The 22,079-nt window shown below is 56.3% G+C and carries 22 protein-coding genes; 11 read left to right on the top strand and 11 right to left on the bottom strand.

Annotation, left to right across the window (positions count from 1 at the left end; translation table 11 throughout):
- Positions 1-37: 37 nt before the first annotated feature.
- Complete coding sequence (gene manX, locus L379_RS10090) at positions 38-1,000, bottom strand: PTS mannose transporter subunit IIAB (RefSeq protein WP_017384327.1); 963 nt, start codon at positions 998-1,000, stop codon at positions 38-40.
- A gap of 462 nt (positions 1,001-1,462) precedes the next feature.
- Between manX and yoaE the strand changes: the two genes are divergently transcribed.
- The gene (yoaE, locus tag L379_RS10095) at positions 1,463-3,022 is read left to right on the top strand and encodes a CNNM family cation transport protein YoaE (protein WP_006810992.1); all 1,560 of its coding nucleotides are present in this window, start codon (positions 1,463-1,465) and stop codon (positions 3,020-3,022) included.
- Between the two features lie 6 nt (positions 3,023-3,028).
- Here the strand turns inward: yoaE and L379_RS10100 are convergent, their stop codons facing one another.
- From L379_RS10100 to pabB, 4 genes are all read right to left on the bottom strand, one after another.
- Entirely contained in the window at positions 3,029-4,627 is a 1,599-nt protein-coding gene (locus L379_RS10100) for an EAL domain-containing protein (RefSeq protein ID WP_032653951.1), read from the bottom strand.
- 129 nt (positions 4,628-4,756) lie between these two features.
- Positions 4,757-6,121: an L-serine ammonia-lyase gene (gene sdaA / locus L379_RS10105; protein ID WP_017384325.1), complete on the bottom strand. Its 1,365-nt coding sequence runs from the start codon at positions 6,119-6,121 to the stop codon at positions 4,757-4,759.
- 184 nt (positions 6,122-6,305) lie between these two features.
- Positions 6,306-6,884: a CoA pyrophosphatase gene (locus tag L379_RS10110; protein ID WP_032653949.1), complete on the bottom strand. Its 579-nt coding sequence runs from the start codon at positions 6,882-6,884 to the stop codon at positions 6,306-6,308.
- The gene (gene pabB / locus L379_RS10115) at positions 6,881-8,215 is read right to left on the bottom strand and encodes an aminodeoxychorismate synthase component 1 (RefSeq protein WP_032653946.1); all 1,335 of its coding nucleotides are present in this window, start codon (positions 8,213-8,215) and stop codon (positions 6,881-6,883) included. The genes L379_RS10110 and pabB overlap by 4 nt, the downstream gene beginning before the upstream one ends.
- A 61-nt stretch (positions 8,216-8,276) precedes the next feature.
- On the opposite strand from pabB, the gene L379_RS10120 reads away from it, so the two are divergent.
- Positions 8,277-8,459, top strand: coding sequence for a YoaH family protein (locus tag L379_RS10120; RefSeq protein WP_003859925.1), 183 nt, complete (start codon positions 8,277-8,279; stop codon positions 8,457-8,459).
- Between the two features lie 5 nt (positions 8,460-8,464).
- Here L379_RS10120 and L379_RS10125 read toward each other — a convergent pair whose 3' ends face one another.
- A complete protein-coding gene (locus tag L379_RS10125) occupies positions 8,465-8,809 on the bottom strand; it encodes a RidA family protein (RefSeq protein WP_032653943.1) in 345 nt (114 codons plus the stop codon).
- 133 nt (positions 8,810-8,942) lie between these two features.
- Between L379_RS10125 and L379_RS10130 the strand changes: the two genes are divergently transcribed.
- The 5 genes from L379_RS10130 (at position 8,943) to rnd (ending at position 15,322) form a co-directional block, all read left to right on the top strand.
- Positions 8,943-10,853: an ATP-dependent DNA helicase gene (locus L379_RS10130; protein ID WP_032653940.1), complete on the top strand. Its 1,911-nt coding sequence runs from the start codon at positions 8,943-8,945 to the stop codon at positions 10,851-10,853.
- A 66-nt stretch (positions 10,854-10,919) separates the two neighbouring features.
- A complete protein-coding gene (gene tsaB / locus L379_RS10135; protein ID WP_032653938.1) occupies positions 10,920-11,615 on the top strand; it encodes a tRNA (adenosine(37)-N6)-threonylcarbamoyltransferase complex dimerization subunit type 1 TsaB in 696 nt (231 codons plus the stop codon).
- Positions 11,616-11,652: 37 nt separating this feature from the next.
- Positions 11,653-12,234 carry a Slp family lipoprotein gene (locus tag L379_RS10140; RefSeq protein WP_015570309.1) on the top strand — a complete coding sequence of 194 codons (582 nt, stop codon included), beginning with the start codon at positions 11,653-11,655 and terminating at the stop codon, positions 12,232-12,234.
- Positions 12,235-12,437: 203 nt separating this feature from the next.
- The gene (fadD, locus tag L379_RS10145) at positions 12,438-14,123 is read left to right on the top strand and encodes a long-chain-fatty-acid--CoA ligase FadD (RefSeq protein WP_017693264.1); all 1,686 of its coding nucleotides are present in this window, start codon (positions 12,438-12,440) and stop codon (positions 14,121-14,123) included.
- Between the two features lie 83 nt (positions 14,124-14,206).
- Complete coding sequence (rnd, locus tag L379_RS10150) at positions 14,207-15,322, top strand: ribonuclease D (protein ID WP_126514059.1); 1,116 nt, start codon at positions 14,207-14,209, stop codon at positions 15,320-15,322.
- A gap of 86 nt (positions 15,323-15,408) precedes the next feature.
- Here rnd and minE read toward each other — a convergent pair whose 3' ends face one another.
- The 3 genes from minE to minC are packed head-to-tail and all read right to left on the bottom strand — an operon-like array spanning position 15,409 to position 17,221.
- Positions 15,409-15,675 carry a cell division topological specificity factor MinE gene (gene minE, locus L379_RS10155; RefSeq protein ID WP_003859937.1) on the bottom strand — a complete coding sequence of 89 codons (267 nt, stop codon included), beginning with the start codon at positions 15,673-15,675 and terminating at the stop codon, positions 15,409-15,411.
- A gap of 3 nt (positions 15,676-15,678) precedes the next feature.
- Positions 15,679-16,491, bottom strand: a complete 813-nt coding sequence (gene minD / locus L379_RS10160; protein ID WP_003859938.1) for a septum site-determining protein MinD — start codon at positions 16,489-16,491, stop codon at positions 15,679-15,681.
- A 22-nt stretch (positions 16,492-16,513) separates the two neighbouring features.
- Positions 16,514-17,221: a septum site-determining protein MinC gene (gene minC / locus L379_RS10165; protein ID WP_015570311.1), complete on the bottom strand. Its 708-nt coding sequence runs from the start codon at positions 17,219-17,221 to the stop codon at positions 16,514-16,516.
- Positions 17,222-17,344: 123 nt separating this feature from the next.
- Between minC and L379_RS10170 the strand changes: the two genes are divergently transcribed.
- The 3 genes from L379_RS10170 (at position 17,345) to L379_RS10180 (ending at position 18,861) form a co-directional block, all read left to right on the top strand.
- Positions 17,345-17,620, top strand: a complete 276-nt coding sequence (locus tag L379_RS10170) for a YcgL domain-containing protein (protein ID WP_032653932.1) — start codon at positions 17,345-17,347, stop codon at positions 17,618-17,620.
- A gap of 47 nt (positions 17,621-17,667) precedes the next feature.
- On the top strand, positions 17,668-18,327 hold the full coding sequence (locus tag L379_RS10175; RefSeq protein WP_032619529.1) for a fumarylacetoacetate hydrolase family protein: 660 nt from the start codon (positions 17,668-17,670) through the stop codon (positions 18,325-18,327).
- A gap of 93 nt (positions 18,328-18,420) precedes the next feature.
- Positions 18,421-18,861: a YcgN family cysteine cluster protein gene (locus L379_RS10180; protein ID WP_015570314.1), complete on the top strand. Its 441-nt coding sequence runs from the start codon at positions 18,421-18,423 to the stop codon at positions 18,859-18,861.
- 99 nt (positions 18,862-18,960) lie between these two features.
- On the opposite strand, the gene dsbB is transcribed toward L379_RS10180, so the two are convergent.
- Together dsbB and nhaB are read right to left on the bottom strand one after the other, a co-directional pair.
- Positions 18,961-19,491 carry a disulfide bond formation protein DsbB gene (dsbB, locus tag L379_RS10185; protein WP_017693268.1) on the bottom strand — a complete coding sequence of 177 codons (531 nt, stop codon included), beginning with the start codon at positions 19,489-19,491 and terminating at the stop codon, positions 18,961-18,963.
- A 46-nt stretch (positions 19,492-19,537) separates the two neighbouring features.
- Positions 19,538-21,076: a Na(+)/H(+) antiporter NhaB gene (gene nhaB / locus L379_RS10190; protein WP_017693269.1), complete on the bottom strand. Its 1,539-nt coding sequence runs from the start codon at positions 21,074-21,076 to the stop codon at positions 19,538-19,540.
- Between the two features lie 201 nt (positions 21,077-21,277).
- Here nhaB and fadR point away from each other — a divergent pair, with 201 nt between their 5' ends.
- Entirely contained in the window at positions 21,278-21,997 is a 720-nt protein-coding gene (gene fadR, locus L379_RS10195) for a fatty acid metabolism transcriptional regulator FadR (RefSeq protein WP_015570315.1), read from the top strand.
- The last annotated feature ends 82 nt before the right edge of the window (positions 21,998-22,079 follow it).

Raw genomic sequence — 22,079 nt, 5'->3', positions numbered from 1 at the left:
CTATTACATAAGCTCTATATGAAAAACCGGCCCGGGCTTATTTCCCCACTTTGCCGATCAAATCCATCATTTTCAGTTTCTGGTCCGTGGAAACCTTACGGGCTTCCAGTTCGATACCGCGTGCATTCAGTTTGTTGAAGGCCTCGATATCTTTCGCATCCACTGAAATCGCGTTGTTGACCTGCGTTTTGCCCTGACGGAATGCCATACCGCCAATGTTAACGGAGGTGATTTTCACGCCGCCTTCAACAATGCGTTCGACGTCTGTCGGGTTGGTGAAGAGAAGCATCACGCGCTCACCCGCATATTTCGGGTTGTTGTAAACGCGGATCATTTTGGCGACATCCACGACGTGCGCGGTGACGCCCGGCGGTGCAACCTGGGTAAGAAGGGTTTTACGGACAGTGTCGGCGGCCACTTCGTCACTGACCACGATGATGCGTTGTACGTTGGTCTCTTTGGTCCAGCGTGTTGCCACCTGGCCGTGGATCAGACGGTCATCAATACGCGCAAGGCCGATAACCATGTAATCGTTCGGACCCATTGGCTTCGCCGGTGCTGCCGCCCTTGGTGCAGCAGGGGCAGGGGCCGGTTTTTCAACCGGCTGCGCTTTCAGCGCCTTCACGCCTTCGCGACCGGTTTCCACCGCCAGTGCCACCAGTTCATCAAAACCTGGGTTGTCGTCACGCGCCATGAAGGTTTCCACCAACATCGGGATATTCACCCCGGCGACGACTTCATAATGCTCTTTATCGACGACAATGCGGCTGGCAGCGTTGAACGGGCTGCCGCCCCATGTATCCACGAGAAACAGCACGCCTTTGCTGGTATCCAGCTTCTCAAGCTGAGCAGTGTATTTTTCAATCAGCGTCTCGGCATTTTCACCGGGAACGAAATCGATCCAGCCGACGTTTTCCTGCTCGCCCAACAGCATTTCTGCCGTTTTGAGTAACTGCTCCGCAGCCCAACCATGTGTGCCTATGACAATAGCAATGGTCACTTGCTACCTCCTTTTATTATCATGTATACGTCTGCCAGGCAGGCGTACTGAGAATCGTATTGGCGAACCGAATCGATTCAGATAAGGGTTAGAGTTCAAAAAACTAAGACTTCCGCGAATTATTTTAGATAGTGAAAAAATAATTTATGTGATGAAGATCCGTAATTTAGCTACGCCTTACAGATTTTTCTTTAAGTTAATCCGCGTGTGTTACAGAAGTTTGCAAAGGAACGTAAATCTTTGCTAAAAACCAATTGTCTCTGATATGTTTAGCGTCCGTTTAATTATTCAGGAGTATAGGGCTACAGCCCACTATATGGACCGTCACCGACGTCAGTCATCTTCCAGGCCATTCCGCGCCTTATTCATCGGCGATCTTCGCCACGCATCGACTCTCATTCCCTTTGAAATGCCCGAAATTAGCGGGGCACCGTTTTGTCATTCCTTTAGCAGGAGCGTGTCATGGAATTCTTAATGGACCCGTCAATCTGGGTAGGCTTGCTTACGCTGGTCGTGCTGGAGATCGTTCTCGGTATTGATAACCTGGTGTTTATCGCCATCCTCGCGGATAAGCTGCCGCCGAAACAGCGTGATAAAGCCCGTCTGATCGGCCTCTCGCTGGCGCTGATCATGCGTCTGGGCTTGCTGTCTGTGATCTCGTGGATGGTTACCCTGACGAAGCCGCTGTTCACCGTCATGGATTTCACCTTCTCCGGCCGCGATTTAATCATGCTGGTGGGGGGACTGTTCCTGCTGTTCAAAGCCACAACAGAGCTGCATGAACGGCTGGAGAACCGGCAGCACGATGATGGTCACGGTAAGGGGTACGCCAGCTTCTGGGTGGTTGTTCTCCAGATTGTGGTGCTTGATGCGGTCTTCTCTCTGGATGCGGTGATTACGGCAGTCGGCATGGTGAACCATCTGCCGGTGATGATGGCGGCGGTGGTGATTGCGATGGCGGTAATGCTGCTGGCGTCAAAACCGCTGACGCGTTTCGTCAACCAGCATCCGACGGTCGTTGTGCTGTGTCTGAGCTTCCTGCTGATGATTGGTCTGAGCCTGGTGGCAGAAGGGTTTGGCTTCCATATTCCGAAAGGCTACCTGTACGCCGCGATTGGCTTCTCGATTCTGATCGAGCTGTTTAACCAGATTGCGCGCCGTAACTTTATTAAGCAGCAGTCGAATCAGCCGCTGCGAGCCCGTACCGCAGATGCGATTCTGCGACTGATGGGTGGACGTCGTCAGGTCAACGTGCAGGCTGATAACGAGAACCGTAACCCGGTTCCGGTGCCGGAAGGCGCGTTTGTGGAAGAAGAACGCTACATGATCAACGGCGTGCTTTCGCTGGCTTCCCGCTCCCTGCGCGGCATTATGACGCCGCGCGGTGAGATCAGCTGGGTGGACGCCAACCTGAGCGTCGACGAAATTCGTCAGCAGCTGCTCTCCTCGCCGCACAGCCTGTTCCCGGTCTGCCGGGGTGAGCTGGATGAGATTATCGGTGTGGTACGCGCAAAAGAGATGCTGGTGGCGCTGGAAGAGGGCGTTAACGTCGAGGCCGTAGCGGCCGCGTCGCCCGCCATCGTGGTACCGGAGACGCTGGATCCGATCAACCTGCTGGGCGTATTGCGTCGTGCCCGCGGGAGCTTTGTTATCGTCACCAATGAATTTGGTGTGGTACAGGGCCTGGTGACGCCGCTGGACGTGCTGGAAGCCATTGCCGGTGAATTCCCTGATGCGGATGAAACCCCGGAAATCGTTGCCGACGGTGACGGCTGGCTGGTGAAAGGCACCACCGACCTGCACGCGCTCTCGCACACGCTGGGCGTCGAAAACGTGGTCAATGATGATGAAGACATTGCCACCGTCGCGGGGCTGGTGATTGCCGTTAACGGGCAGATCCCGCGTATTGGTGATGTGCTGGAGCTGCCGCCGCTGCAAATTACCATCGTCGAAGCCAACGACTATCGCGTTGATATGGTGCGTATTGTTAAAGAGCACTCTGCACACGACGAAGAAGAGTAACGCTATCTAGCGTAACGGCAGTAAGGGCACGATGTGTCCGTTGTGACGGGCTGGCGGAGAGTGACTTTCCGCCAGCCATTTCGGAAACTCGCGCAGCGGCATTGGCCGCGCATACAAGTACCCCTGCAAAATATGTACGCTGTGACGGCGCAGGTAGCGTGACTGCTCCTCGGTTTCCACCCCTTCCGCAACCAGTTCAATATTCAGCCGCTGACCCAGCGCAATAATAATATCCGTTACCGTTGAGTTCACGGCGTCGGTGCCGATCGCGGTGGTGAAGGATTTATCAATTTTCAGCACATCCGGATGCAGTTTTTCTAGCCATGAAAGTGAGCTGTTGCCGGTACCAAAATCATCAATCGCAAGTTTCACCCCTTTGCGGTGCAGCTCCCGCACGATGCGGTAATCCACATCCAGCAACGCATCGCGTTCGGTTAACTCCACGATCAACTGTTGAACAGGGCTGGCGTTAAACCAGATGCGGTTGAGATCCTGGATCAGCGCAGCGCGGCGAAAATGGCTGGCGGCCACGTTAATGCCGATATGGAAATCGCGCGAGGCCGGGAAATAGCCTATCTGCCGCACCGTTTCGCTGATGACGTAGCGGGTAAGCGGAACAATCAGGTTATGTTCTTCGGCCAGAGGGATAAAGACATCGGGCGAAATCCATCCCTGACGCGGGTTGTTCCAGCGCAGGAGGATCTCGACGCCGACGCATTCCCGGGTGCGGGCATTCACCAGCGGCTGGCAGAAGAGCTCAAACTCCCTGGCCGCAATTCCCATATTGATTTCCCAGGTGAAACTGATGCGCCGCGCGGTGGCGAGCCAGGCGATATAGCCCATCAGTAAGCTGAGCATTAACGCCAGCGGCAGCTGGGTGGGCAGATTTTTTAACGCCATTTCGCCAGGCCCGGGGCCGCTCACCGTGACGCTGAAAGGGTAATGCTGTGACGATTGTTCCAGCAGGGAGGCGTTTTCATCGAAGGTCGGCGTAGTCGTCACCTGTTGCCCGTCGCGGAGGAAGTTATCTCCTACTCTCAGGACAACGTCGGTGATCTGCGGCCGCTGCGGCTCGAGAATCATTTTAGTGATGAGATCGATATTCACCACCTCCATCACCCCGTCGTTGCCGTCGCTCGCGAGGGGAGACCACTGAATCAGTACCGGGCTGCCTTTTACCAGCCACCGATCGGTCAGCAGCAACAGCCTGGATTCACTGACCGGCAGCTCCGGCACAAACTCACTGACGGGCACATTACGGCTGCCAAAGACGCTTGAGCAATAAAGTATTCCGTCTTGAATGAGGGCGATGGAGCGTACGGTCTGGAGGATCGCCGCCTGTTTTCGCAGGATCAGATTTGCTTCGGAACAGGGCATGCCAACCAGTGAAAGTAGCGTTTCCCGCTGGGCCTCTAACGAAAGAAGCACCTTATCAAGCGCACGCACGGTGTGGTGGGTAAAGTCGTGGATCCGATCCTGATTTATGTTGCGCTGTGAAATAAAGCGAATACCCAGCGTCAGGACGAGCGTAACGAGCGCAACCGTGACACAGACGATAACGCGTTTTCGGCGATAGTCTTTAATGATCGTTTGTGCAGTTTGCATGAACGGTCGCCTGTTAAGCACCGGCCGGAAAAGCCAGACGCAACAGTGACAGTGTAGTGGGGAATACGTGAAGCGACGAGACGAGAGGGGAAAATTCGCCCATCCGTTGCAGATGGGCGAAAGGAAGGCTTAGTCGCACTGCACCTTAATGGCCAGACCGCCGCGCGAGGTCTCACGGTACTTCGCGTTCATGTCCTTGCCGGTTTCGTACATAGTTTCAATAACCTTATCCAGCGACACGCGTGGCTCGCTGGTACGGCGCATCGCCATACGTGAGGCGTTGATCGCTTTGACGGAGGCGATGGCGTTACGCTCAATGCACGGCACCTGCACCTGGCCGGCAACCGGGTCACAGGTCAGACCGAGGTTGTGCTCCATACCGATTTCCGCCGCCACGCACACCTGCTCAGGGCTGGCGCCCAGCAGTTCCGCCAGACCCGCTGCTGCCATAGAGCAGGCCACGCCCACTTCACCCTGACAGCCTACTTCGGCACCAGAGATGGACGCATTCATTTTGTACAGCGCGCCGATAGCACCTGCCGCGAGGAAATAGCGGATATAGATGTCCGGCGTCACGGGCTCAATAAAGTGATCGTAATAGGCCAGCACCGCCGGAACGATACCGCACGCGCCGTTGGTTGGCGCCGTCACGACGCGACCACCCGCTGCGTTCTCTTCGTTAACCGCGAGGGCAAACATGTTCACCCAGTCGACCACGTTCATTGGGTCATTGGAGAACTTGTCGGTAGTGACCAGCATGCGGCGCAGAGCAGAGGCACGACGCGGCACGCGCAGTGGCCCAGGCAGAACACCCTCGGTGTTCATCCCGCGGTCAATACAGGCGCGCATGGTTTGCCACACGTTAGCAAAATAGTCTTCGATCTCTTTCTTGCTGTGCAGCGCCAGTTCGTTCTGCATCACCATGCCTGACAGGGACAGACCGGTCTCTTTGCAGTAGCCCAGCATCTCGGTGGCCGATTTAAACGGATAGGGCACATTGACGTCACCCGCGGTCTCTTTACCAAAGTGTTCTTCGTCAACGATAAAGCCGCCGCCGATGGAGTAGTAAGTTTTGCTGTAGATCTCTTTTTCGCCACTCCAGGCGTGGATGGTCATGCCGTTTTCATGCAGCGGCAGGTTGTCGCTACGAAAACGCATCCCGTCATCCTGCGGGAAGTCCACTTCGTGCTGGCCGTTAGCCAGCAGCAAACGACCGCGCGTTTCCACGTCGCGGATAAATGCCGGAATGGCATCAATATCAACTGTGTCCGGCATATTGCCCGCCAGACCCATAATAATGGCGATATCGGTGTGGTGGCCTTTACCCGTTAATGACAGTGAACCGTAAACGTCTACGGCGACACGGGTAACGCTTTCCAGTAATCCTTTTTCGACCAGATCATCGACGAACTGTTTACCGGCCTTCATCGGCCCTACAGTGTGGGAAGAAGATGGACCAATCCCCACTTTGAACATGTCGAATATACTAATCACTTTCACACTCCTGACAGGGTTACTGGGGTTCCAGTAACGATGTTATAACTGCGCATAGTGTAAGAGGGAACACCAACCTCGGCTTAACTATTCACATGAATTAAACTAATGGTTAACGATGGTTTTGCTAATAGCGCGACGCCGATCGCAAACCTGCCAGAAAAGGGTGGAATGTAAAGTATAGTCAAGGCTTCAGGCCGATTTGCAGGGCCAGCTCACGAATGATGCCTGCCGTCATGCCCCAGACAAAATAATGCTGATACCACGACAGCCAGACCCGATGATCGTGTCCGCGGCGGTGAATATCCAGCGGGTGATAGCGACCCAGACGAAGGGCCTCTTCCAGCGGCATTTCGAATACCGCTGAAACTTCATCGACGCTGGCGTGATACTGAAGATCGGGCGGAATAATGCCAACGACCGGTGTGACCTGAAAACCGGTTACGCTGTCCACTGGCGGCAGCACGCCGATCACCTCGACCGCCTCCGGGGGGATCGCCACTTCCTCATGCGCTTCGCGCAGTGCGGCGGCAATCAGGGATGCATCGGTGCTGTCCACCGCGCCGCCCGGGAACGCAACCTGACCGGCGTGTTTTCGCATATGCGGTGAGCGCTGGGTAAGCAACAGACCCGGCTGCTCACGACGCACGACCGGGATCAGCACCGCCGCCTGACGTTGATTCAGCGTGGCGCGGCTAACCTGGGGCCGCAGAAGCTGAAAGCGCGACAGAAAATCATCCAGCGTCAGGTTGTCTTTCTTCACCGTGAGTTCTCCAGTTGTTTCAGGATACGATTCACTTTATCAAAGGTTTCCTGATATTCCGCCTCCGCCTGGCTGTCGGCCACAATGCCACCGCCTGCGGAACAGTACAGGTTACCGTCGCAGGCCGTCAGGGTGCGAATAGTGATGCTGGTATCCATGGTGCCGCACAGACTCACATAGCCGATGCTGCCGCACCAGGCGTTGCGGCGATGCGGTTCCAGTTCGTCGATGATCTCCATCGCCCGGACCTTCGGCGCGCCGGTAATGGAGCCGCCCGGAAACGCGGCGCGGAGCAGATCGCAGGCGGTTCGCGAGGCCGGCAGACGTGCGGTGATGGTGCTGACCAGATGATGCACCGCCGGGAATGGCTCCACGACGAACAGCTCCGGCACGCGCACGCTGCCCGGCTCGGCGACGCGGCCAATATCATTGCGCATCAGATCGACAATCATCAGGTTTTCAGCGCGATCTTTCGGCGAGGCCGCCAGCGTCTCCGCCTGCTGACGGTCGGCGTCGGCATCGGCAAGGCGCGGCAGGGTGCCCTTTATCGGGCGGGTCTGAATCATATCGTCAGCCAGGTGAATAAAACGCTCAGGTGAAAGGCTGAGGATGGCGCCGTGTTCAAGGCGTAAAAATGCGCTGAACGGGGCCTTATTGCTGGCATTGAGGCGGGTAAACGCCTGCCATTCGTCTCCCTCGTATGCCGCCTGGAAACGCTGGGCGAGGTTGACCTGATAACAGTCGCCGCTGTGAAGATACGCCTGCACGCGGGAGAATTTTTCCGCGTATTCCTCCGCGCTCATGTTCGAGCGCCAGCCGGAGGTTAGCATAAAGCGTTCCGGGGCGGCGGGCCGTTGCGCCTCAAGCCAGGCCAGACGCGCCTGCACGTCCCGGTGGCTTAGCAGAGAAACCGTCTGCTTACGGTGATCCACGATCAGCGCCCAGTCATAGAGCCCCACCGCCATATCCGGCAGGGAAATATCCGCCTGCGCATGCTCGGGCAGCTTTTCGAAACGGCGACCCAGATCGTAACCAAACAGGCCCAGCGCGCCCCCCTGGAAAGGCAGATCCGGATCCGGTGTGGCAGATAAGCCCAGAGCATGGATCTCGTTCTGGAGCCGCATCAGCGGATCGTCCGTTGGCGACAGCGCATCGGTCGTCAGCGTTTTAACCGGGTCGGCCACCAGAATATCAAAGCGGCTGTAGGGATGATCCGCATGCCCGGAGTGCAGGAGCATCGCAAAAGGCAGGTGGCTCAGACGGGCAAACCAGAACTCGGCGGCGTCTGCACGCCAGGGCAAGGTCATAACAGTGGGGAAGCGCATGTTCATGTATGGCATACTACCGGGCAGCGTGAAATAATTAGCGCGAATAATTTAGCAGGAGTTAACGATGTTTGCAGGTTTACCTTCTCTCAGCCATGACCAACAGCAGAAAGCCGTTGAACGTATTCAGGAGCTGATGTCCCAGGGGATGAGCAGCGGACAGGCAATTTCTCAGGTCGCGGAAGAACTTCGCGCCACCCATACCGGCGAGCGGATCGTGGCGCGCTTTGAGGATGAAGATGAAGAATAACCGGCTTACACTGCCGCGATAATCTTGATCTCAGCCTTATATTCCGGTTTCATCAGCGTGGCCTGTACGGTGCAGCGTACAGGCGCGTGACCCGCCACCACCCACGCATCCCAGGCTTTATTCATCGCCGCGAAATCGTCTTTATTCGCCAGAAAAATCGTCGCATCCAGAATGCGGGATTTATCGCTGCCCTGTTTTTCCAGTACGGCGTCGATCTGCGCCAGGGTGTTGGCGGTCTGCTCGAAGGCGTCAGCGTCCAGATTGGCAGGGACGCCGGTGTAGTACAGCGTCTGGTTGTGGATCACCACATCGGACCAGCGGGCTTCGGCATCAATGCGCGTAATTGTCATAAACGTATCCTCGTTATCTTTCGTCGTCAGGCGGCAAGACTGCCATAATGTTCCGCCGTCGTCACTATTTGGGGTGGCACCGGAGAGAAGGGGCTGACATAATCCCTGTGCAAAAATACAGTGAGAGAACACCGTGGCAGACGATTTTTCCCCAGAAGGTCAGTTAGCACAGGCTATTCCCGGCTTTAAACCGCGCGAACCCCAACGTCAGATGGCGCATGCCGTCGCGCACGCCATCGACAAGGCTCAGCCGCTGGTCGTGGAGGCCGGCACCGGTACGGGGAAAACGTATGCTTACCTCGCTCCTGCGCTGCGGGCGAAAAAAAAGGTGATCATCTCTACGGGATCAAAAGCGCTCCAGGATCAGCTCTACAGCCGCGATTTACCCACGGTGGCGAAAGCGCTGAAATACAAAGGGCGTCTGGCCTTGCTGAAAGGGCGTTCTAACTACCTGTGTCTGGAGCGTCTTGAACAGCAGGCGCTGGCGGGCGGCGACCTGCCGGTACAAACCCTGAGCGATGTGATCGTCCTGCGCGCCTGGGCCAACCAGACGGAGGAGGGGGACATCAGCACCTGCGCGAGCGTGCCGGAAGACTCCCCGGCCTGGCCGCTGGTGACCAGCACCAATGACAACTGCCTCGGCAGCGACTGCCCGCTGTATAAGGACTGTTTTGTGGTGAAAGCGCGTAAAACCGCGATGGACGCCGACGTGGTGGTGGTGAACCATCACCTGTTTCTTGCGGATATGGTGGTCAAGGACAGTGGTTTCGGCGAGCTGATCCCGGAGGCGGAGGTGATGATCTTCGATGAAGCCCATCAGCTACCGGACATCGCCAGCCAGTATTTTGGTCAGTCGCTCTCCAGCCGTCAGCTTCAGGATCTGGCGAAAGATATTACCATTGCCTATCGCACCGAACTCAAAGATACCCAGCAGTTGCAGAAGTGCGCGGACCGCCTGGCGCAATGCGCACAGGATTTCCGCTTACAGCTTGGCGAGCCGGGCTATCGCGGCAACCTGCGCGAACTGCTCGCAGACAAAAATATCCAGCGCGCGCTGCTGCTGCTCGATGATGCCCTTGAACTCTGTTACGACGTGGTGAAGCTGTCCCTCGGACGTTCAGCGCTGCTGGACGCCGCTTTCGAGCGCGCCACGCTCTACCGTGGGCGGCTGAAGCGGCTGAAAGAGATCAACCAGCCGGGCTATAGCTACTGGTACGAATGTACCTCGCGCCACTTCACCCTGGCGCTCACGCCGCTGACCGTTGCTGATAAATTCAAAGAGGTGATGGCGCAAAAGCCCGGCACCTGGGTCTTTACCTCGGCCACGCTGTCGGTCAATGACGATCTGCACCACTTTACCGAGCGCCTCGGCATTGAGCAGGCGGAATCCCTGCTTCTGCCGAGCCCGTTCGACTATGAGAAACAGGCGCTGCTGTGCGTGCCGCGCAATCTGCCGCTGCCTAACCAGCCGGGCGCGGCGCGCCATCTGGCGGCCATGCTGAAGCCGATGATTGAGGCCAACAACGGGCGCTGCTTTATGCTCTGCACCTCACACGCCATGATGCGCGAACTGGCCGAGCAGTTCCGCGCCACCATGACGCTACCGGTGCTGTTGCAGGGGGAAACCAGCAAAGGCCAGCTGCTCCAGCAGTTTGTCAGCGCCGGTAATGCCCTGCTGGTGGCGACCAGCAGCTTCTGGGAAGGGGTGGACGTGCGCGGCGATACGCTCTCGCTGGTGATTATCGATAAGCTGCCGTTCACATCGCCGGACGATCCGCTCCTGAAAGCGCGCATGGAGGATTGCCGTCTGCGCGGGGGCGATCCGTTCGACGACGTCCAGCTGCCGGACGCGGTCATCACGCTTAAACAGGGGGTAGGGCGACTGATCCGCGACGTCACCGACCGCGGGGTGCTGGTGATCTGCGACAACCGCCTGGTGATGCGTCCCTACGGCGCCACCTTCCTCGCCAGCCTGCCGCCCGCGCCGCGCACGCGGGATATTAAACGCGCGGTCCGCTTCCTGGCGAACCCGACGGCGGAGTAATTCTTCCCGGAGTGTGTTAAGATGCGCGCCATTTTGTGACTGACCATTGCGAGAGCGCGACGACTGATGCGAATTCTGGCTATTGATACCGCGACAGAGGCCTGTTCCGTTGCCCTGTGGAACGACGGTACGACTTTTGCTCATTTCGAAGAGTGCCCACGGGAACACACCCAACGTATTCTGCCCCTGGTAAAAACCATTTTAACCGAGGGCAACACCGCCCTGACTGACCTCGACGCGCTGGCCTACGGCCGTGGTCCGGGCAGCTTTACGGGCGTACGTATCGGGATTGGCATTGCGCAGGGGCTGGCGCTGGGCGCTGACCTGCCGATGATCGGCGTCTCAACGCTTGCGACCATGGCTCAGGGCGCCTGGCGCATGACCGGGGCCACCCGCGTGCTGGCTGCGATTGATGCCCGTATGGGGGAAGTCTACTGGGCGGAGTACAGCCGTGACGAAAACGGCGTCTGGCACGGCGAAGAGACGGAAGCGGTGCTTAAACCTGAAGCCGTCACCGGGCGCCTGAAGCAGCTCTCCGGTGAGTGGGCGACGGTCGGAACCGGCTGGCCGGCATGGCCTGAGATGGCGAAGGACACCGGCCTTACGCTGGTGGACGGTAACATGCTCCTGCCCGCCGCAGAAGATATGCTGCCGATTGCCTGTCAGCTGCTTGCCGCAGGAAAAACCGTGGCGGTTGAACATGCTGAACCGGTTTATTTACGAAACACCGTCGCGTGGAAGAAACTTCCTGGCCGCGAGTGAATCTCAGTAACAGGAACTGAGAAAAAGGAGTCGCATCATGGCGGTTCAGACTAAAGTTGTACGCTTTCTTATGGCAGGCGCGGTTGCCATAGCACTGAGCGGGTGCGTCACCGTTCCTGATGCGATCAAGGGCACCAGCCCGACGCCACAGCAGGATCTGGTACGCGTGATGAATGCCCCGGAGTTGTATGTCGGGCAGGAAGCGCGGTTTGGCGGCAAGGTGGTTGAAGTGTTAAACCAGCAGGGGAAAACCCGGCTGGAGATTGCCACTGTCCCGCTGGACGACGGCGCGCGGCCTGTTCTGGGTGAAGCCTCGCGCGGGCGGATCTACGCTGACGTCAGCGGCTTCCTCGATCCGGTAGATTTCCGCGGGCAGCTGGTAACCGTCGTCGGACCGATTACCGGTTCGGTGGCGGGGAAAATCGGCAATACGCCATACAAATTTATGACCATGCAGGTGAACGGCTACAAACGCTGGCGTATTGCCCAGCAGGTGGTGATGCCGCCACAGCCAATTGATCCGTGGATGTGGGGACCGCATCCGTATCGTTACGGCTACGGTGGCTGGGGTTGGTACAATCCAGGCCCTGCACAGGTTCAAACAATCGTAACTGAGTAACTTACTGTTATTGTTAGGAAAGAGACAGCGGCTCAGCCGCTGTCTCTGTTTTTTTACGGATAAAACGAAAAAAAAGAGTGACGCGCTTCGCAACCTGCAATCTGAACAATTAATAAACTGGTACGCTGAGTTAATATAATGTTAACAAACTGTTTATTATCGGGGCTGTGATGACGACGAACACTCATTTCAGAGGTGATGCATTGAAAAAGGTTTGGCTTAACCGTTATCCCGCGGATGTCCCTGCGGAGATCAATCCTGACCGTTATCAATCCCTGATTGAATTATTTGAACACTCGGTACGGCGTTACGCTGACCAGCCTGCATTTGTGAATATGGGCGAAGTGATGACCTTCCGTAAGCTGGAAGAGCGCAGCCGGGCGTTTGCAGCCTATTTACAGGAAGGGTTGGGCTTGCAGAAAGGGGATCGCGTCGCGCTGATGATGCCAAACCTGCTGCAATACCCGGTGGCGCTGTTCGGGATCCTCAGGGCAGGGATGATCGTGGTTAACGTTAACCCGCTCTATACCCCGCGCGAGCTGGAACATCAGTTGAATGACAGCGGCGCGGCGGCGATTGTGATTGTCTCCAACTTTGCCCACACGCTGGAAAAAGTCGTTGAAAGAACCCAGGTTAAACACGTCATCCTGACGCGCATGGGCGACCAGCTCTCTACCGCGAAAGGTACGCTGGTCAACTTTGTCGTTAAATACGTTAAGCGGCTGGTGCCGAAATACCACCTGCCGGATGCCATCTCTTTCCGCCGCGCCCTGCATGCGGGCTACCGGATGCAGTACGTGAAGCCGGAGATCGTGTCCGAGGATCTGGCATTTCTGCAATACACGGGCGGTACCACCGGCGTGGCGAAAGGGGCGATGCTGACCCACCGAAATATGCTGGCGAACCTTGAGCAGGTTAATGCCACCTACGGGCCGCTGCTGCACCCGGGCAAGGAGCTGGTGATCACCGCGCTTCCGCTGTATCACATTTTTGCGCTGACCATGAACTGCCTGCTGTTTATTGAGCTTGGCGGTCAAAACGTATTGATCACCAACCCGCGCGACATTCCGGGGCTGGTCAAAGAGCTGGCGAAATACCCGTTCACCGCCATGACTGGCGTGAACACCCTGTTTAACGCGCTGCTTAACAATAAAGAGTTCCAGCAGCTCGATTTCTCCACGCTGCACCTCTCTGCGGGTGGCGGGATGCCAGTTCAGCAGGCGGTTGCCGAGCGCTGGGTGAAACTCACCGGGCAGTATCTGCTGGAAGGCTATGGCCTGACGGAGTGCGCCCCGCTGGTCAGCGTTAACCCGCATGATATCGACTATCACAGCGGCAGTATCGGTCTGCCGGTCCCGTCGACGGAAGCAAAACTGGTGGATGATGAGGATAACGAAGTGCCTCACGGCGAGCCAGGAGAGCTGTGCGTCAGAGGGCCGCAGGTGATGCTGGGCTACTGGCAACGTCCGGATGCCACGGATGAGATCATCAAAGACGGCTGGCTGCACACGGGCGACATCGCGGTGATGGATGACGAAGGCTTCCTGCGCATCGTCGATCGCAAGAAAGATATGATCCTGGTGTCAGGGTTCAACGTCTATCCGAACGAAATCGAAGACGTGGTGATGCAGCACAGCGGCGTGCTGGAAGTAGCGGCGGTGGGCGTTCCCTCCGGCAGCAGCGGTGAAGCGGTGAAGATATTTGTGGTCAAGAAAGATCCTTCTCTGACCGAGGATGCGCTGATAACGTTTTGTCGCCGTCAGCTGACGGGCTATAAAGTGCCGAAGCTAGTGGAATTCCGGGATGAGCTGCCGAAATCCAACGTCGGGAAGATATTACGACGAGAATTACGTGACGAAGCCCGTGCCAAAGTGGACAATAAGGCCTGAGCTTCACGTTAATCGCCCAGACGCCGGTTAAGCCGGCGTTTTTTATGGGCGCAAACAAAAGAGAGTCCGATTTGAATTACCAGATGATCACTACCAACGACGAGCTGGCTTCGCTGTGCGAGGTGACGCGTGAATTTCCCGCTATCGCCCTGGATACGGAATTTGTCCGCACCCGAACGTACTATCCGCAGCTGGGTCTGATTCAGATGTATGACGGCAAACACGTGTCGTTGATTGACCCCCTCGGCATTACCGACTGGGCGCCAATGCGCGAGCTGTTGCTGGATACCGCCGTGACCAAATATCTGCACGCGGGCAGTGAAGATCTGGAAGTCTTTCTCAACACCTTTGGCATCATGCCGCAGCCGCTGATTGATACCCAGATCCTCGCGGCGTTCAGCGGTCGTCCGCTCTCCTGGGGTTTTGCGGCGATGGTGGAAGAGTACACCGGTCTGACGCTGGATAAGAGCGAATCGCGTACCGACTGGCTCGCGCGTCCGCTGACGGCGCGTCAGCTTGAATACGCCGCGGCAGACGTCTTTTATCTTCTTCCAATTGCCGGCCAGCTCATGAAAGAGGCTGAGGCGTCCGGTTGGCTGTCTGCCGCACTGGACGAGTGCCGCATGACGCAGCAGCGTCGCCAGGAAGTGGTTGATCCGAAAGAAGCCTGGCGTGACATCACCAACGCCTGGCAGCTGCGCACCCGTCAACTGGCCTGTCTGCAATTGCTGGCTGACTGGCGTCTGCGTAAAGCGCGTGAGCGCGATCTGGCGGTTAACTTCGTGGTGCGTGAAGAACACCTGTGGGCGGTGGCGCGCTATATGCCGGGTAGCCTTGGTGAACTGGACAGCATTGGCCTTTCCGGAAGTGAGATCCGTTTCCACGGTAAAACGCTGATCGCGCTGGTAGAGAAAGCTCAGCAGCTGCCAGAGGACGCACTGCCAGAACCGCTGCTTAACCTGATGGATATGCCGGGCTACCGCAAGGCGTTCAAAGACATCAAAGCGCTGGTGCAGACGGTGGCGGGGGAAAGCAAACTGAGTGCCGAACTGCTGGCTTCACGTCGTCAGATTAACCAGCTGCTGAACTGGCACTGGAAGTTGAAACCGCAAAATGGTTTACCGGAACTGGTCGCCGGATGGCGGGGGGAACTGATGGCCGAACGCCTGAATACCCTGCTGGAAGGGTATCCGCGCTAAAGAATTGTAGCCCCGGTAAGCGCAGCGCCACCGGGGAAATTGCCGGGCGTCGCGATGCTTACCCGGCCTACAAAACCACAAATAGATTAACGCGACTCTTCCGCTTCCGGAAGCGTCACGTTCAGCTCCAGAATCGAAATATCCCCGTCTTTTTGCTCCAGCTGAACGGTGACCATTTCCGGGTCAATCTGCACGTATTTGCAGATCACTTCCAGAATGTCTTTGCGCAACTGCGGCAGGTAGTGCGGTTCGGCGTCGCTACGACGACGTTCCGCCACAATGATTTGCAGACGTTCTTTTGCGATGTTGGCGGTGCTTTTTTTCCGCGAGAGAAAAAAGTCCAGTAATGCCATAACTTATCCTCCGAACAGGCGTTTGAGGAAACCTTTCTTCTCTTCTTCAATGAAGCGGAAAGGACGTTCTTCTCCCAGCAGACGGTCAACGGTATCCGCATACGCTTTACCTGCGTCTGCCTGTGTATCCAGGATCACGGGCTCGCCCTGGTTAGAGGCGCGCAACACGGACTGATCTTCCGGGATCACGCCAACCAGTTTGATGCGCAGGATCTCCAGCACGTCTTCCATGCTCAGCATGTCACCTTTGTTCACCCGGCCCGGGTTGTAGCGGGTCAGCAGCAGGTGCTCTTTGATTGGCTCCTGGCCATTTTCCGCACGGCGGGATTTCGAGGCCAGAATGCCGAGAATACGGTCGGAGTCACGTACTGACGAGACTTCCGGGTTGGTGGTGATGATGGCTTCATCCGCGAAGTAGAGCGCCATCAGCGCGCCGGTTTCGATACCGGCCGGGGAGTCGCAGACCACGAAGTCGAACTCCATCTTTTTCAGATCGTCGAGCACCTTTTCCACGCCTTCGCGAGTCAGCGCGTCTTTATCACGGGTCTGGGACGCCGGAAGAATGTAGAGGTTCTCGGTACGCTTATCTTTAATCAGCGCCTGGTTAAGGGTGGCATCGCCCTGAATGACGTTCACAAAGTCATACACCACGCGACGCTCGCAACCCATGATCAGGTCCAGGTTACGCAGACCGATATCGAAGTCAATTACGACGGTTTTCTTTCCCTTCTGGGCCAAACCAGTAGCGATGGCCGCGCTGGAGGTGGTCTTGCCAACGCCTCCTTTACCCGAAGTCACAACAATAATGCGTGCCATAGAAATTCCTTGTTAAAAGGGATCAATTTAACGGTTGAACGGTCAAAGCGTTATCTGCCAGTTGCAGACGGGCCGCTTTGCCATAAAATTCGGCTGGGATTTTATCGCTCAGCCAATATTCACCTGCGATAGACACCAGTTCTGCCGTCAGGTGAGTACAAAAAATTTGTGCTTCTCGATCGCCGCTGGCACCCGCAAGCGCACGCCCACGCATCATACCGTAAACGTGAATATTGCCATCTGCAATCAGTTCTGCGCCCGCACTGACGTGGCTTGTAACAATCAGATCACAGTTTGGCGCATAAATGCGCTGACCGGAACGAACCGGCAGATCAATCAATCGCGTTTTTGTGACTGGGGCTACATTTTGCGCCGGAGGCGGGGGAGCGGGAACGGTTGCAGGCGTTGCACGCGGGGCTTTTTCTTTGCCCTCGTTTAACAAGGGCAAACCCGCGCGTTCAATTTCGGCTTTTAACTCTGCGTCTTTGCAGCCGCTAATACCCACGATGCGCAACCCCGTGGAGACGACGGCCTGCTGGAGTCGCTTCCAGTTAACCGGCCCCTCAAGGTCGCTTACATTGACGACGACAGGAGCATGCTTAAGAAAAGCGGGAGCCTGCGCGATTTTGTCTTCTAACGCCTGACGAATAACCTCGGGTTTTGCATCATGCAAATGAACCACTGATAAGGTGAAGCTACTGCCTTTAAGCTCGATGGGCGTATTTGACATCCTGGCCTTACTCAATTTGCTATTAACCGCAACACATCGCCGCGATATTCCGAAGAGTATCAGGCATGTTATAGTCAGGAGTATATTGAGGCAAGCAACCACCCGTTAATTCAGAGTAAAAACATGTTTTGTGTGATCTACAGAAGTACCAGCCGCGACCAGACCTACCTTTATGTCGAAAAGAAAGACGATTTTTCCCGCGTGCCTGAAGAATTAATGAAAAGCTTTGGCCGACCGCAGCTGGCGATGCTGCTGCCGCTGGACGGCCGTAAGAAGCTGGTGAACGCCGATCTTGAGAAAGTCAAAAAGGCGTTAATCGAGCAGGGCTATTATTTACAGCTTCCGCCGCCACCGGAGAATTTATTAAAACAGCATCTTGAGGTGAGCGGAAAGAAATAAGCCCGGGTCCTTCCGGGAACAACTCATCAACCGATTAGGGGTCGACCATGTATCAACATCATAACTGGCAAGGTGCATTACTGGATTATCCCGTCAGCAAAGTGGTCTGCGTGGGCAGCAACTATGCAAAACATATTCAGGAGATGGGCAGCGCCGTGCCGGAAGAGCCGGTTCTGTTTATTAAGCCAGAAACCGCACTGTGCGATATTCGCCAGCCGCTGGTTCTGCCGCAGGGACTGGGCTCGGTGCATCATGAAGTGGAGCTGGCGGTGCTGATCGGCGCGACGCTGCGCCAGGCAACTGAAGAGCATGTAGAGAAGGCGATTGCGGGTTACGGTGTCGCGCTCGACCTGACGCTGCGTGACGTCCAGGGCAAAATGAAGAAAGCGGGGCAGCCGTGGGAAAAAGCCAAGGGTTTTGATAATTCATGCCCGATTTCCGGTTTCGTTCCGGTGAGTGAATTTACCGACGATCCGCAGAACACGCCGCTCAGCCTGAAGGTCAACGGCGAGATCCGCCAGCAGGGAACAACCGCTGACATGATCCATAAGATCGTTCCGCTGATTGCCTACATGAGCCGCTTCTTCACCCTGAAACCTGGCGACGTGATCCTCACCGGCACTCCGGAAGGTGTGGGGCCGCTGCTTAGCGGCGACGAACTGGACGTCAGTTTTAACGGCCTGTCGCTGAAAACCCGCGTGCTGTAAAAGCACCTTGCCGCCTGAAAAGGGCGGCAAAACTTGCATCAACGTGCCAGACTCGTTATAAGGTGCGCTCTATTTTGACGTGTGGACATCCCGATGAACGACATTCCTTTCTGGCAAAGCAAAACTCTCGACGACATGACCGACGCGGAGTGGGAATCGTTGTGTGACGGCTGCGGGCAGTGCTGCCTGCATAAGCTAATGGATGAAGATTCGGACGAGATCTATTTCACCAACGTAGCCTGCAAGCAGTTAAACATCAAAACCTGCCAGTGCCGCAACTATGAGCGCCGTTTCGAATATGAGCCGGACTGCATCAAGTTAACCCGTGAAAATCTGCCGACCTTTGAGTGGCTGCCGCATACCTGCGCGTATCGCCTGCTGGCGGAAGGAAAGGATCTGCCGACATGGCATCCGCTGTTGACGGGGTCGAAAGCGGCGATGCACGGTGAACGTATTTCCGTGCGCCACATTGCGGTGAAAGAGTCCGAGGTGCGCGACTGGGAAGACCACATTATGAATCACCCTAATCGGTGATAATAAAAAACCCGCCGAGGCGGGTTTTTTATTGTGCGCAATTTTGTCGGGTGGCGCTGCGCTTACCCGACCAACAAAACTGACGTTGCCGTTTTGCTTTTACCTTCCAAAAAGATCGCGTTTCTTTGGTTTGAACGGCTGGGCAATCAGCACCAGCAGCGCCACCACAAAGTAGGCGACAAAAATGCCCACCAGCCACTGCGGCATCTCCAGCGTCAGGAACTCCCACTGGCGTACAGAGCAGTCACCGGAGGCCACAAACACCTGCGGCAGCCATTTATCCAGCGGCAGCCAGCTCGGGAAGCGGGCGGCAAAATCGCAGGTCATAAACGGCGACGGGTGAAGCTGCATCTGGGTGTGCTCCCAGGCAAGCGCAATCCCTTTCCCGGCGCTGTACAGCCAGATGGCAATTGCCGCATAGCGTAACGGTGATTTGGGTGCAATCGCACCTACCAGACCCGCGCCCATAATGCCGAACAGCGCACAACGCTCATAAATACACAGTACGCAAGGTTTCAGCCCCATCACATGCTGAAACCACAGCGCGACCATTTCCAGCGCAAAGGCGGTCAGGGCCATCAACAACCACGCTCCGCGACCGCGTGAGCACTGGTTCAAAAATCGCAACATAATCATTTCCCTGGAACATGCTTAGACAGCGCAGTGTAAACGAATTTTAATGCGCCGCAAGTATACCTGCTTGCAATAACCATTGCGTACAGGGAACGAGAGTAATTTTGATGCACAGCAAACCAACCAGGGTAAGCACCAGCGTATACGGCAGCGCCATCCAGACCATTCTTCCATAAGAAAGTCGTATGAGTGGTGCCAGCGCCGAGGTCAGCAGGAAGAGGAATGCCGCCTGACCGTTCGGGGTTGCCACGGAGGGGAGGTTGGTTCCGGTGTTGATCGCCACCGCCAGCAGCTCGAACTGTTCACTGCTGACAATCCCTTGCTCCATCGCGGCTTTGGCCTCATTGATGTATACCGTCCCGACAAAGACGTTATCGGATATAGAGGACAACAGACCGTTAAACAAATAGAACAGCGTTAGCTGCGAATCTGGCGTAGCCTGAAGCACAAACGCGATGATCGGCGCGAACAGATGTTGGTCAATAATCACCGCCACGACCGCGAAAAACACCGCCAGCAGGGCGGTAAACGGCAGCGCTTCGGTAAAGGCTTTTCCGATAGCATGTTCGTCCGTAACGCCGCCCAGGCTGGTTGCAAGGATAATTACCGACAGGCCAATCAGCCCCACCTCGGCAAGGTGGAAGGCCAGCGCCGCGATAAGCCACACGCCGATGAAACCCTGTGCAATCAGGCGCAGCGTCTCCTGGCGCGTGCGTTGTTTGCGGCTCTGCTCGTCAAACTTATGCAGCTCCTGGCGGACCTGATCGGGCAACTTAGCGCCATACCCAAAGAGGTTGAATTTTTCGACCAGCACACAGGTTGCTAACCCGCAGACCAGCACGGGCACGCTGACGGGCGCCATGCGCAGGAAAAATTCGCCAAAATGCCACTCAGCCGCTTTGGCGATAATCAGGTTTTGCGGCTCCCCGACCATGGTCATCACGCCGCCCAGCGCCGTCCCCACGCCCGCATGCATCATCAGGCTGCGCAGAAACGCGCGGAACTGTTCCAGCACGTCGCGGTTGTGCGCCTCAACGTGGCTGTCGTCCTGCAAGTTATCGCCAGGACGAGACGAGGCCACCCGGTGGTAAATCCCGTAAAAGCCGACGGCGACGCTGATCACCACCGCAACGACCGTCAGCGCATCCAGGAAGGCAGAGAGGAAGGCCGCGGCGAGGCAAAACGCCAGCGAGAGCAGCGTTTTCGACGGAATGCTCAGCAGCAAACGGGTGAAGATAAACAGCAGAAGCTGCTTCATAAAGTAGATCCCCGCCACCATGAAGATCAGCAGCAGCAGGACTTCAAGATTCGACGCTATCTCGTTTTTAACATGCTCCGCGCTGGTCATTCCAATGACCACGGCCTCCAGCGCCAGCAGCCCGCCGGGCAACAGCGGATAGCACTTCAGCGCCATCGCCAGGGTAAAGATAAACTCGGCGACCAACATCCACCCGGCAACGAAGGGATCCAGCAAAAAGATAACGGGATTAACGACCAGGAATACCAGTAAAGTAAGTTTGTACCAGTCAGGTGACTGACCTAAAAAGTTGCGCCACAGCGCGCGCCCAAATGAAATTTCCACGACAGACGTCCTTTACCCGTCAAATAAGACAAGACATCAGTATACGCAAAAATGGCGGCAGAGCGGGGGATTAAGCCATTTGTAAATTTCATAAAAATGAAACGGCGATCCCTCTTTTCTGTCTCTGCTGCGCTATCTGCCTCTGCGCGCCTCTGGTATGATGAGTACAATTTGCTAAAGCTGTGTAATGGAAATCTCACTATGGTCATTAAGGCGCAGAGCCCGGCGGGTTTCGCGGAAGAGTACATCATTGAAAGCATCTGGAATAATCGTTTCCCTGCGGGATCAATTCTACCTGCTGAACGCGAACTCTCTGAACTGATTGGCGTCACCCGTACCACGCTGCGAGAAGTGCTCCAGCGTCTGGCGCGCGATGGCTGGTTGACGATACAGCATGGCAAACCCACTAAGGTGAACAACTTCTGGGAAACGTCCGGGCTGAACATTCTGGAAACGCTGGCGCGTCTCGACCACGAAAGCGTACCGCAGCTGATTGATAATCTGCTTTCCGTGCGCACCAACATCGCCACCATTTTCATCCGCACCGCGTTTCGTCAGCATCCTGAAGATGCGCTGAAAGTGCTTGCCACCGCTAATGAGGTGGAAGACCACGCGGATGCCTTTGCGACCCTGGATTACAACGTGTTCCGCGGTCTGGCGTTTGCTTCCGGCAATCCGGTTTACGGTCTGATCCTGAATGGAATGAAGGGGTTATATACGCGCATTGGTCGTCACTACTTTGCTAACCCTGAAGCCCGCAGCCTGGCGCTCGGCTTCTACCATAAACTGAGCAAACTCTGCACCGAAGGGCTGCACGATCAGGTCTATGAAACGGTGCGTCGTTACGGCCACGACTCCGGTGAAATCTGGCACCGGATGCAGAAAACGCTGCCGGGTGATTTAGCGATTCAGAGTCGCTGAAATAAAAAACCTCTCGATTGAGAGGTTTTTTTTCGCCGGGTGGCGGCTTCGCCTGACCCGGCCTACAGGTCCCGTAGGCCCG

Source organism: Enterobacter sp. MGH 33 (assembly GCF_000534535.1).
Lineage (GTDB): Bacteria > Pseudomonadota > Gammaproteobacteria > Enterobacterales > Enterobacteriaceae > Enterobacter > Enterobacter hormaechei_C.
Note: the sequence above shows the minus strand (reverse complement) of the source record. Positions and strands in the feature narration are given on the sequence as shown.